This window comes from Idiomarina sp. UBA4520, assembly GCF_002388365.1.
GTDB classification, from domain to species: Bacteria; Pseudomonadota; Gammaproteobacteria; order Enterobacterales; family Alteromonadaceae; genus Idiomarina; species Idiomarina zobellii.
Window position 1 is genome coordinate 81592 of record NZ_DGMK01000020.1, and the last position, 12007, is coordinate 93598.

The following is a 12007-nucleotide window of genomic DNA, read 5'->3' on the forward strand; positions in this document are numbered from 1 at the left end:
TGTTTCTCGTAACGATAACCGATATACCTAAAAAAGGCCGCTGAAGAACAATTGCCCTTGTAATTTATATCTTTAGCACGTATATACACGGTCATCTATAACAAGAGAACGATTATTCTATGGCTAAATCGCTCGTCATTGTCGAGTCTCCGGCAAAAGCCAAAACCATTAATAAGTATCTGGGAAAGGACTTTGTGGTTAAGTCCAGCGTTGGTCACGTGCGTGATCTGCCAACGCGTGCGACTGAAACGGTGAAAAGCAAGCCGGCAGCAGAAGTTCGCAAAATGTCGCCTGAAGCAAAAGCGAAGTATCAGAAAGAGCGTGACTATAAACGCTTGATAGCTCGCATGGGTATTGACCCGGAAAATGACTGGGAAGCTCATTACGAAGTGCTTCAGGGAAAAGAGAAAGTCGTTAAAGAGCTCAAGCAACTGGCGAAAAAGTCAGACGAAATTATTCTCGCAACGGATTTGGACCGCGAAGGGGAGGCAATTGCCTGGCACTTGCGGGAATTAATTGGTGGCGAGGACGACCGCTTTAAGCGTGTGGTATTTAACGAAATTACCAAAAACGCCATTCAGGAAGCGTTTAAACACCCGGCACAATTAAATACTGATCGTGTGAATGCTCAACAGACACGGCGCTTCCTCGACCGTGTCGTTGGTTTTATGGTGTCGCCGCTATTGTGGAAAAAGGTTGCAAGAGGTTTGTCCGCCGGACGCGTACAGTCAGTCGCTGTGCGTTTAGTGGTTGAGCGCGAGCGCGAAATTAAAGCCTTTGTACCGGAAGAATACTGGGACGTTTATGCTGATTTAGCCAGCACTGCAAGCGATAAGCTACGTATGCAGGTTATTAAAGAAGCCGGCAAAAACTTCCGCCCGGTTAATGAAGAAGAAACCAATAAAGCATTAAACTTACTAAAAGGTGCGGATTACGAGATAACTTCTCGTGAAGATAAGCCGACTTCCAGCAAGCCTGGTGCGCCTTTTATTACGTCAACTCTGCAACAGGCGGCTAGTACTCGCTTAGGCTTCGGCGTTAAGAAAACCATGATGATGGCTCAGCGGTTGTATGAAGCGGGGCATATCACCTATATGCGTACCGACTCGACGAACCTAAGCTCAGAAGCAGTTAATGCATGTCGGGGGCTTATTGAAAGTGAGTTCGGCAAAAAGTATTTGCCGGAGTCGCCTAATCGTTATGGTGCAAAAAGTAACGCACAGGAAGCCCACGAAGCGATACGCCCATCAGATGTTGCTATTAAAGCGTCGTCTTTGTCGTCAATGGAACGAGATGCTCAGCGCCTTTACGAGTTGATTTGGCGACAGTTTGTCGCTTGTCAGATGACGCCAGCTAAGTACGATAGCACGACATTAATCGCTACCGCCGGGGATTTTGAATTGAAAGCTCGTGGTCGGGTTATGCGCTTCCCGGGCTGGACAAAGGTGATGCCACCTTCATCGAAAAAGGACGGTGATACGAACTTACCGGACTTGAAAAAAGGTGATTCACTGACACTTGAGCACTTAGAGCCAGAGCAGCATTTCACGAAGCCTCCGGCACGGTACAGTGAAGCATCCTTGGTTAAAGAGTTAGAGAAGCGCGGTATTGGCCGACCTTCAACCTACGCGTCTATTATCTCGACCATTCAGGACCGCGGTTACGTACGCGTAGAAAACCGTCGTTTCTTTGCTGAGAAGATGGGCGAAATTGTCAATGACCGCTTGATAGAAAACTTCACAGAGCTGATGAATTACAATTTTACCGCCGAAATGGAACAGGCTCTTGATGACATTGCGGCCGGTAAGCGTAATTGGAAAGAAACGCTGGACAGCTTTTATGAAGACTTCAAGCAGCGGCTGGAAAAGGCGGAGCTTGACCCTGAAGAAGGAGGCATGCGCGCAAACAGTGTGGTGCTGACCGATATTGATTGCCCGGAATGTGGGCGCAAAATGGGTATTCGTACCGCATCAACGGGTGTGTTTCTTGGTTGCTCTGGTTATAACCTGCCACCGAAAGAACGCTGCACTAAGACAATTAATCTGACACCTGGTGAAGAAGCCATAGAAGTCAGCGACGAAGAAGAGCGGGAAACAGAAGCTCTGCGTGCTAAGAAGCGCTGCCCGAAATGCGGTACCGCTATGGACAGCTATTTAATTGATGAACAACGCAAGTTGCATGTGTGTGGTAACAACCCAACCTGCGACGGGCAGTTACTCGAACGCGGAAAATTCCGCATTAAAGGGTATGACGGTCCGACTATTGAATGCGATAAGTGCGGCTCTGAAATGCAGCTTAAAAATGGTCGTTTCGGTAAGTACTTCGGCTGTACCAATAGTGAGTGCAAGAACACACGTAAATTACTTCGAAATGGCGAGCCTGCACCACCAAAAGAAGACCCGGTACCGTTACCAGAATTACCTTGCGAAGACTCCGACGCATATTTTGTTTTGCGAGACGGAGCCTCGGGTATTTTCTTATCGGCAAATACCTTTCCGAAGTCGCGCGAAACCCGTGCGGTAACGGTAAAAGAGTTAGCTCGCTTCAAAGAGCGTTTGCCTAAGAAGTTTCTGTATCTTGCTGAGGCACCGCAAGAGGATGACGACGGTAATGATGCCATTGTTCGCTTCTCACGTAAGAATAAAGAGCAATACGTAGTCACTGAGGTGAACAAGAAGCAAACGGGCTGGAAAGCCTTTTATCGCGACGGTAAGTGGGTCGTTGACGCTAAGTAGTTAAACACTGACAAGCGGATACTCAGTTGGCTAATAGCCTTACTGAGTTAACCTCTCGTATAATGCGCGGGTGTCAAAGGTAAGACACCGCACGTTGGACACGGAGGTCCCATGTTATCGTCTAAGTCAGACATAGCACTTCCCGCTGCTTCCTCAGCAGCGGGTTTTTCTTTTCCAGAACACACAGAGCAAAAGCGCAGCTTGGGGCAGGCGAGTATCGAACTCATTGTTGTTTGGCCGATACTTGTTACCTTTGTCTTTTTGGTTGTTCAGGCGCTTATTATTTGGTGGTCTCAGCAGACCTTAACCGTTGCTAATCAATATACGGTTCGAGCGGGAGCGATTAACCATGGAGACTATCAAACCATGGTGACGACATTAGTGTCAGGAATGGCAGGTTTAGAGCCTCAGCTCGACCAAGACAACCTTGCATACGCAACAACTCTGGCTATTGCTAAGCAGCGTTTCCACTTCACACGCTTTGCTCAGCTAGACATTTTATCTCCGACACCACAGGATTTTCGCGAGTATTCAGAAGAGCGCTGGGACTACGATTTAGAGCGGGATGTTACGGAAATAGCGGTGGATCATTATCATGCTCGGTACGACGAAAACACACCGGCTGAATGGCACGAGGCGAGGGTGTTAACAATACGGACAGACTGGTGCCTGCCATTAAAAATTCCTTTTGTCGCTGAAATGCTGAGCTCTGCACAAGGTTTCTTAGATAATTCAACGGCCGTTCGTTACTGCAAGCTGAGGGAAGGTATGAGTGACTACCCTTTATGGGCGTTAACGGATACCGCCCAGCACTCTTTGCAGAGCGGCTTCCGTCGTTAGTGGTTGAACTAATCTCGTTTGTCGTGATAGTCGACACAGGCCTGGAGTGTATTCTCGATGAGCGAAGCCACCGTCATTGGTCCGACGCCACCAGGCACAGGGGTGATCCAACCGGCGCGCTCTGCCGCAGGTTCAAATTCGATATCGCCAGTTAAACGTCCGTCGGGTAAGCGGTTCATACCCACATCAATAACTATAGCGCCCGGTTTCACCCACTCTCCCGGAATGAAGTCGGGCTTACCAACGGCAACAACCAGAATGTCCGCACGCTTAACATGTTCCGATAAATCATTGGTGAAGCGGTGACAAACAGTGGTTGTTGCACCCGCTAATAATAACTCCAGGCTCATTGGACGGCCGACAATGTTAGAGGCACCGACAACAACCGCATTGAGCCCATGTAAGTCAACTTGCGTATGCTCTAGCAAAGTTATAATGCCTTTGGGTGTGCACGGACGTAATGCGGGAATGCGTTGTGACAGACGACCTACATTGAAAGGGTGAAAACCATCGACGTCTTTATCGGGGCGAATTCTCTCTAAAATAGGTGTTGCATCAAGGCCCGCAGGTAACGGTAATTGAACCAGAATACCGTCGATGTCGTTGTCGTCGTTCAGTTGGTCTATTAAAGCCTCAAGCTTTTCCTGAGTGGTTGTCGCTGGTAAGTCATAAGCAAATGAACGGAAACCAACCTCTTCGCAAGCACGCCGCTTATTGCCAACGTAAACTTCCGAAGCTGGGTCAGCGCCGACCAATACAACGGCTAAACCTGGTGCTCTTAGACCGGACTGAAGTCTTTCCTGAACTTGCTGTTTGACCGACTGGCGCACGGCACTGGCGATTGCTTTTCCATCAATAATTTGAGCTGACATAACGAGATTCCAAACCTGAGAGAATTCAAGACGATATAGGCTGTTTATTGTAACGTTATTTCATCGTTAATGTCACCGATTGTTGGATAACTCAACAGGTTGTTTTAAAAGTAGCCAGTCGAGCGCTATTCCGGAAAAAAAGTTTGACGCTGGCATAATCAGCAGGTAATATTCGCCCCCGTTGTCAGCTAGCAATAACTATTTACACGCTGGTTGTGACAGGGCTTTCAGAGAGTTCGGCGAGTAGCGCAGTTTGGTAGCGCACTTGGTTTGGGTCCAAGGGGTCGCTGGTTCGAATCCAGTCTCGCCGACCATTCTCTTGACGGCAGCGTAAGGTTCGAAGTGCGCCCGTAGCTCAGCTGGATAGAGCAACGGCCTTCTAAGCCGTCGGTCGCAGGTTCGAATCCTGCCGGGTGCGCCAGAACGCGCCAAAGAAAATCACTCAGTGGTGGGTGTAGCTCAGTTGGTAGAGCCCCGGATTGTGATTCCGGTTGTCGTGGGTTCAAGTCCCATCATCCACCCCATTTCTTATTTTCCCTTATTAGTTCGGCGAGTAGCGCAGTTTGGTAGCGCACTTGGTTTGGGTCCAAGGGGTCGCTGGTTCGAATCCAGTCTCGCCGACCATCATTTCCCTTGATCATATCTCCAGATAGTTGCGTAATGCGTCAATAAGACTAAGCTTATTAGTATCGTTGCTATAAATGGAGAGCATTACCATGGCAGACTTTGAAACCTGTATGCGCAATCCAGCAGGCACTTTCGGCCAACCAGAAGATGTGATCAACCGCACTGACTTTAGCAAAGAGCAGAAATTAAAAATTTTGAAGCAGTGGCGTTACGATGAATACGAAACCGAAGTGGCTGACCAGGAAAACATGGGTGGTGACAAACCAGACAAACTGGGCGAAATTAATAACTTAATTCTACAATTAGAAGAGTAATTTATTAAGAACGCGCGCAGTTGCGTGCGTTCTCCTCGTTTTTTAACAATACCCTCTCGACTCTTAGCTGCCACCTCGCTATAATGCTGCGTCATTTTTAAAGGTCAACGCCGTTGCCGTATCTCATTTTTATAATGATAAACAGATGCGAGTGACATTCATTGATTGAAACCGAGGTAATGAAGCAATGCAGGTTTCTGTAGAGACAACTCAAGGTTTAGAACGCCGCGTGACAATCACTGTCCCGGCAGATGCAATTGATAGCGAAGTAAAACGCTTATTAAAAGAAGAATACCGTCACCGCCGTGTGAACGGTTTCCGTAAGGGCAAAATTCCACCAAATGTTTTACAAAAAATGTTTGGTCGTGAAGCGCGTTCACGCGCAGCTTCAAGCGTCATGCAGAGCAAATATTTTGAAGCGGTAATGCAGGAAAAGTTAAACCCTGCCGGCGCGCCTGCGATTGAACCTAAAGTCAATGAGCCAGGTAAAGATCTTGAATTTACTGCAACTTTTGAAGTGTACCCAGAAGTTGAAGTGAAAGACTTAGACAAAGTTAAAGTCGAAAAGCCTGCGGTTGAAGTAACTGACAAAGACGTTGATAACATGCTTGAAACGTTGCAAAAGCAACACGCAAGCTGGAAAGAAGTTAAGCGTAAGTCTAAGAAGGGTGACCAAGTCACTATGGACTTCGTTGGCTCAATCGACGGTGAAGAATTCGAAGGCGGTAAAGCTGACGACTTCGCTTTGGAATTAGGCGAAGGCCGTATGATTCCAGGCTTTGAAGACCAAATTAAAGGTATTAAAGCTGGCGAAGAAAAGACCATTGAAGTCACTTTCCCGGAAGACTACCACGCAGAAAACTTAAAAGGTAAAGACGCTCAGTTCGTTGTTACTGCTAAGAAAGTTGAAGAGCGTGAACTGCCTGAACTGAACGACGAATTCGTTGCTATGTTCGGTGTGAAAGAAGGCGGCGTAGAAGCATTGAAAGAAGAAGTTCGTAAAAACATGGAACGCGAACTGAAAAATGCAGTGAAGTCTAAGGTCAAAGAGCAAGTGCTGAAAGGCCTTGTTGAAACCAACGACGTTGACATGCCAAAAGCAATGATTGATCAGGAAATTGATCAACTGCGTAAGCAGGCTGCACAGCGCTTTGGCGGTAATGCAGACCAAATGCCTGAACTTCCGGCAGAGCTGTTCGAAGAGCAGGCGAAAGAACGTGTTAAAGTTGGCTTGTTGTTAGGCGAAGTTATTCGTTCAAACGAACTTAAAGCTGACGACGAGAAAGTGGACGAAATTATTGCTACTGCAGCATCAGCGTATGAAGATCCGCAGGAAGTTATTGAGTACTACAAGTCTAATAACGATATGATGCAGCAAGTTCGTAACTTAGCGTTAGAAGAGCAAGCAATCGATTTAGTTTTGGAAAAAGCGTCGGTCAAAGAGAAAAAAGCAAGCTTTGACGACATTATGAATCCAAAACAACAATAATGTCAGCGTGAGTCCTTGACGGGGCACGCTACAGCTTGGTTTAATGGCTCGTATGACCTCATACGAGCCATTTTTATTTCAGGAGCTTTATAAAACATGTCGAGCGATATTCAGGATCCTATGGCACAGCTAGTCCCTATGGTTGTCGAGCAGACATCAAAAGGGGAGCGCTCTTATGATATTTATTCGCGCTTACTAAAAGAGCGCGTTATTTTTTGTTGTGGTCAGGTAGAAGACCACATGGCTAATCTTATTGTGGCTCAGCTTTTATTCTTAGAATCTGATAACCCGGATAAAGATATTTACCTTTATATCAACTCACCCGGTGGTGTTGTAACGGCGGGTATGGCTATTTACGACACAATGCGTTTTATCAAGCCTGACGTGAGCACAGTTTGCATGGGACAAGCGGCCAGCATGGGCGCATTTTTGCTTGCTGGCGGCGCGAAAGGTAAGCGTTACTGCCTACCTAACTCTCGCGTTATGATTCACCAACCTCTTGGTGGTTTCCAGGGGCAGGCATCAGACTTCGAAATTCACGCGAAGCAAATTTTGGATCTGAAAGAGCGCTTGAACCGTATGTTAGCTGAGAACACCGGGCAAGATTACGAAAAAGTGGCAAGAGACACTGATCGTGACCACTTCTTAGCAGCTGAAGAAGCTGTTGATTATGGCCTGGTTGATGGCATTTTAAGTCAACGCGGCGAAGAAGCCTAAGTTGTATTTGTGGTAGGAGAGTAGAATGACGGATAAGTCCAAAGGCGACGAAGATAAGCCGCTATATTGCACATTCTGCGGTAAAAGCCAGCATGAAGTGAAAAAGCTGATTGCCGGACCGTCTGTGTTTATTTGTGATGAATGCGTAGAGCTTTGTAACGATATTCTCAAAGAAGAAATTCATCAGCTTGCTCCGGTACCCGATCAAGAAGAGCTACCGGTACCGAAAGCGATAAGAAAGCATTTGGACGACTACGTTATTGGTCAGGACCGCGCCAAGAAAGTGTTATCGGTTGCCGTTTATAACCATTACAAACGCTTGCGCAACTCGGGCAAAGGGAAAGACCAGGTTGAACTAGGCAAGAGTAATATTTTGCTGATAGGTCCGACGGGGTCGGGTAAAACTTTCCTCGCGGAGACGTTAGCTCGTTATTTGGATGTGCCATTTACCATGGCGGATGCAACCACGCTGACAGAAGCCGGTTATGTGGGTGAAGATGTTGAAAACATCATCCAGAAGCTGCTGCAAAAATGCGACTATGACGTCGAGAAAGCTGAGCGCGGTATTGTTTACATTGACGAAATTGACAAAATTTCGCGTAAGTCTGAGAACCCGTCTATTACTCGTGATGTCAGTGGTGAAGGCGTGCAACAGGCATTGCTTAAGCTAATTGAGGGCACCGTGGCGTCGGTACCACCACAAGGCGGACGTAAGCATCCACAACAGGAGTTTTTGCAGGTCGACACCTCAAAAATCTTGTTTATTTGTGGTGGCGCATTTGCAGGCCTAAACAAAGTTATCGAACAACGCTTGTCGACCGGGACAGGTATTGGCTTCGGTGCGGAAGTTAAAAGCAAAGAGCAGAGTAAAGAAGGTGAAATTATTGCTCAGGTAGAGCCGGAAGATCTGGTTCGTTATGGCTTGATTCCTGAGTTTATTGGTCGCCTGCCAGTCGTTGCTACGCTTGATGAGCTGGACGAAGCTGCGTTGGTTGAAATACTTAAAGAGCCTAAAAACGCACTAACGAAGCAATACGCGGCGTTGTTCGACATGGAAGACGTTGAGCTAGAATTCCGTGACGACGCACTAAGAGCGATTGCTAAGAAAGCAATGGCCCGTAAAACAGGTGCTCGCGGCTTGCGTTCAATTGTTGAAAGCGTACTGCTAAGTACAATGTACGATTTGCCGTCAATTGAGGGTGTTGTCAAAGTGGTCGTCGATGAGTCGGTTATTGCCGGTGAGTCTGACCCTATTCTGATTTACGCGAATCAGAAGAAGGACAAGCAAGCATCGGGCGAATAGCTTAAATTGCGTTAAAAGTAATCAAAAAAAGGGCCGTTTGGCCCTTTTTTTCTGTTAAGGATTGAACTTTAGCCGAAAGACCGCATATAACAGAGTAAACCAAGGTCGGGAGAAAAGATTAATGAGCGAAGAACGCACCGAACAATTAACGATGCCAGTTCTGCCGTTGCGAGATGTAGTGGTTTACCCGCATATGGTAATTCCACTTTTTGTGGGCAGGGAAAAATCAATCCGCTGTCTGCAAGCTGCCATGGACGCAGATAAGCAGGTCTTTTTGGCCGCACAAAAAGACGCCTCAATAGACGAGCCGGAAAAAGACGACATATATCAGGTTGGCACCGTTGCAACCATTTTGCAGCTGCTGAAGCTGCCTGACGGTACCGTGAAGGTGCTGGTAGAAGGTAAACAGCGCGCTCAGTTAGATGAATTGAAAGACAGTGAAGAATACTTTGAAGCGAATATTCATTATCTGGCCGCTGAAGCTTTGTCTGAGAAAGAAGAAGAGGTGCTGATTCGTTCAGCACTGAATCAGTTTGAAGGCTACGTCAAACTTAACAAGAAAATTCCGCCGGAAGTGCTGACATCGCTGTCCGGTATTGAAGATTTAGATCGCCTGGCTGATACCATGGCTGCGCATATGCCGCTGAAGCTAGCAGAAAAGCAAGCGGTGCTGGAAATTACCGACGTGCGTGAACGCATCGAGCACCTAATGGCTCTGATGGAAGGCGAAATTGATATTCTCCAGGTTGAAAAGCGCATTCGCAGTCGCGTGAAAAAACAAATGGAGAAGAGCCAGCGTGAGTATTATTTGAATGAGCAAATGAAAGCCATTCAGAAAGAGCTGGGTGAAAGCGAAGACGGCGTTGATGAATTTGAGCAGCTGCAAAAGAAAATAGACGATGCTCAGATGCCGGCGGAGGCGAAGAAGAAGACCGAAGCCGAGTTGCAAAAGCTTAAAATGATGTCACCAATGTCTGCCGAAGCGACAGTAGTGCGTGGCTATATTGACTGGATGGTGTCAGTACCCTGGAAAAAACGCTCGCGTATTAAGAAAGATTTGGCGAATGCTGAGAAAATTCTCGACGCTGATCATTATGGCCTGGAAAAGGTTAAAGAGCGCATCATTGAATACCTGGCGGTTCAGCAGCGCACGACTAAAGTGAAAGGCGCAATATTGTGCTTAGTCGGTCCGCCGGGCGTGGGTAAAACCTCGCTGGGTCAATCGATAGCGAAAGCAACAGGCCGTCAGTATGTTCGTATGGCTTTAGGTGGCGTCCGCGATGAAGCCGAAATTCGTGGCCACCGCCGTACGTATATTGGTTCGATGCCAGGCAAACTCATTCAGAAAATGTCGAAAGTAGGGGTTCGCAACCCGTTATTCCTGCTGGACGAAATTGATAAAATGTCTGCGGATATGCGTGGCGACCCGGCTTCTGCGTTATTGGAAGTGCTGGATCCAGAGCAAAACGTGAACTTTAACGACCATTATCTGGAAGTTGATTACGATCTTTCAGACGTTATGTTTGTGGCCACGTCAAACAGTATGAACATTCCTGCGCCGTTACTGGATCGCATGGAAGTTATTCGCTTATCGGGCTATACCGAAGACGAAAAGCTGAATATCGCAAAGCGTCACCTATTGCCGAAACAAATTGAACGTAACGGCCTGAAGAAAAAAGAAATTACCGTTGAGGACAGTGCGATTATTGGCATTATTCGTTATTACACACGTGAAGCTGGTGTTCGTAACCTTGAACGTGAATTGTCGCGTCTGTGCCGCAAAGCGGTCAAAACGATTCTGCTCGACAAGTCGATAACGCATGTTGAAATTAACGGCGATAACCTAAGTGATTACTTAGGTGTGCAGCGCTTTGATTATGGAAAAGCTGAAGAAGCTAACCAAGTAGGACAAGTCACAGGGCTTGCCTGGACAGAAGTGGGTGGTGATCTTCTGACCATAGAAGCAACGAACGTGGCCGGTAAAGGCAAAACCACCAGTACCGGTTCATTGGGTGATGTTATGCAGGAGTCCATACAAACAGCATTGACCGTTGTGCGGAGTCGTGCAGACAAGCTGGGTATTGCCGAGGATTTCCATGAAAAACGCGATATTCACGTTCACGTGCCTGAAGGAGCAACACCTAAAGATGGACCAAGCGCTGGTATTGCCATGGTAACGGCTATGGTGTCATCGCTAACGGGTAAACCTGTACGCTCTGATGTGGCTATGACCGGTGAAATTACACTACGTGGCGAAGTATTGGCTATCGGTGGTTTAAAAGAAAAGCTGTTAGCAGCGCATCGGGGTGGTATTAAACACGTTTTGATTCCAAAAGATAATGAGCGTGATTTAAAAGAAATAGCTGACAACGTCAAAGAGGACTTGGTTATCCAGCCGGTCAAGTGGATAGACGAAGTACTTGATGTGGCTTTGGTGAAGGACTAATTTAAGCCTTAATACTAAAGTCATATTCGAACGGTAGAATGCGGCCTGCAGATGCGAATTTAGCCCTCAGGCCGCATTTTTTCGTTAAAAAGTGCGTAAAAAGGGTTTTCAATCTGTAAGACTGTGGTAGCCTAAGGTTCATAGCTACTTCTGAGGGGACTCTCAGAGGTGCTGGGAAAGAAAGACGTTCGGTAATAAAGGTGCTTGAACAATAAGATCAACCTTGATATAAACGTTGTCGGCCCATTTAAAACCGAATGGAACCACGGAAACTTGATAATAACAATCTAAGGGGATGATACTGTGAACAAGTCTCAGCTTATTGACAAAATCGCGGCGGGTGCAGATATTTCTAAGGCTGCTGCTGGTCGTGCTCTGGACTCAATGATCGATGCAGTAACTGATGCTCTGAAAAAAGATGACCAAGTCGCATTAGTTGGCTTCGGTACATTTAGTGTACGTGAGCGTTCTGCTCGCACTGGTCGTAACCCACAAACTGGTGAGACCATTCAGATCGCTGCAGCTAAAGTACCTTCTTTCAAAGCAGGTAAAGCACTGAAAGACGCAGTAAACTAAGAAAGGCGCGTTAGCGCTTTTTTATTGAATTAAATAGTAACCCGGGGTTAAAAACCTCGGGTTATTTTTTATCTGAAGGGTGAGTTTT

Annotated in this window: 9 protein-coding genes and 4 tRNA genes; 12 read left to right on the forward strand and 1 reads right to left on the reverse strand. The window is 46.9% G+C overall.

What is annotated here, in order from left to right:
• Positions 1-119 precede the first annotated feature (119 nt).
• Together topA and B3850_RS08730 are read left to right on the forward strand one after the other, a co-directional pair.
• Positions 120-2735, forward strand: a complete 2616-nt coding sequence (topA, locus tag B3850_RS08725; protein ID WP_053952853.1) for a type I DNA topoisomerase — start codon at positions 120-122, stop codon at positions 2733-2735.
• A gap of 111 nt (positions 2736-2846) precedes the next feature.
• Entirely contained in the window at positions 2847-3575 is a 729-nt protein-coding gene (locus tag B3850_RS08730; RefSeq protein ID WP_286911650.1) for a TadE family protein, read from the forward strand.
• A gap of 8 nt (positions 3576-3583) precedes the next feature.
• Here the strand turns inward: B3850_RS08730 and folD are convergent, their stop codons facing one another.
• Positions 3584-4447: a bifunctional methylenetetrahydrofolate dehydrogenase/methenyltetrahydrofolate cyclohydrolase FolD gene (gene folD / locus B3850_RS08735; RefSeq protein WP_053952851.1), complete on the reverse strand. Its 864-nt coding sequence runs from the start codon at positions 4445-4447 to the stop codon at positions 3584-3586.
• 237 nt (positions 4448-4684) lie between these two features.
• Here folD and B3850_RS08740 point away from each other — a divergent pair.
• From B3850_RS08740 to hupB, 10 genes are all read left to right on the forward strand, one after another.
• Positions 4685-4761: transfer RNA gene (locus tag B3850_RS08740), tRNA-Pro, on the forward strand.
• Positions 4762-4791: 30 nt separating this feature from the next.
• Positions 4792-4868, forward strand: a tRNA-Arg gene (locus B3850_RS08745).
• Positions 4869-4895: 27 nt separating this feature from the next.
• Positions 4896-4971 (forward strand) — tRNA-His (locus tag B3850_RS08750).
• Positions 4972-4994: 23 nt separating this feature from the next.
• Positions 4995-5071 (forward strand) — tRNA-Pro (locus tag B3850_RS08755).
• Positions 5072-5163: 92 nt separating this feature from the next.
• Positions 5164-5388: a hypothetical protein gene (locus B3850_RS08760; protein ID WP_058579438.1), complete on the forward strand. Its 225-nt coding sequence runs from the start codon at positions 5164-5166 to the stop codon at positions 5386-5388.
• 187 nt (positions 5389-5575) lie between these two features.
• On the forward strand, positions 5576-6877 hold the full coding sequence (gene tig, locus B3850_RS08765) for a trigger factor (RefSeq protein WP_053952849.1): 1302 nt from the start codon (positions 5576-5578) through the stop codon (positions 6875-6877).
• A gap of 96 nt (positions 6878-6973) precedes the next feature.
• Positions 6974-7594: an ATP-dependent Clp endopeptidase proteolytic subunit ClpP gene (clpP, locus tag B3850_RS08770; RefSeq protein WP_053952848.1), complete on the forward strand. Its 621-nt coding sequence runs from the start codon at positions 6974-6976 to the stop codon at positions 7592-7594.
• A gap of 25 nt (positions 7595-7619) precedes the next feature.
• Positions 7620-8897, forward strand: coding sequence for an ATP-dependent protease ATP-binding subunit ClpX (clpX, locus tag B3850_RS08775; RefSeq protein WP_053952847.1), 1278 nt, complete (start codon positions 7620-7622; stop codon positions 8895-8897).
• A 121-nt stretch (positions 8898-9018) separates the two neighbouring features.
• Positions 9019-11343, forward strand: a complete 2325-nt coding sequence (lon, locus tag B3850_RS08780) for an endopeptidase La (protein ID WP_286911651.1) — start codon at positions 9019-9021, stop codon at positions 11341-11343.
• Positions 11344-11646: 303 nt separating this feature from the next.
• Positions 11647-11919, forward strand: a complete 273-nt coding sequence (gene hupB / locus B3850_RS08785; RefSeq protein WP_011234253.1) for a nucleoid-associated protein HU-beta — start codon at positions 11647-11649, stop codon at positions 11917-11919.
• The last annotated feature ends 88 nt before the right edge of the window (positions 11920-12007 follow it).

Coding starts and splice junctions, on each gene's coding strand:
- clpX (WP_053952847.1), top strand. CDS start 7,620: ATGACGGATAAGTCCAAAGGCGACGAAGATAAGCCGCTATATTGCACA.
- B3850_RS08760 (WP_058579438.1), top strand. CDS start 5,164: ATGGCAGACTTTGAAACCTGTATGCGCAATCCAGCAGGCACTTTCGGC.
- folD (WP_053952851.1), bottom strand. CDS start 4,447: ATGTCAGCTCAAATTATTGATGGAAAAGCAATCGCCAGTGCCGTGCGC.
- lon (WP_286911651.1), top strand. CDS start 9,019: ATGAGCGAAGAACGCACCGAACAATTAACGATGCCAGTTCTGCCGTTG.
- clpP (WP_053952848.1), top strand. CDS start 6,974: ATGTCGAGCGATATTCAGGATCCTATGGCACAGCTAGTCCCTATGGTT.
- B3850_RS08730 (WP_286911650.1), top strand. CDS start 2,847: ATGTTATCGTCTAAGTCAGACATAGCACTTCCCGCTGCTTCCTCAGCA.
- tig (WP_053952849.1), top strand. CDS start 5,576: ATGCAGGTTTCTGTAGAGACAACTCAAGGTTTAGAACGCCGCGTGACA.
- topA (WP_053952853.1), top strand. CDS start 120: ATGGCTAAATCGCTCGTCATTGTCGAGTCTCCGGCAAAAGCCAAAACC.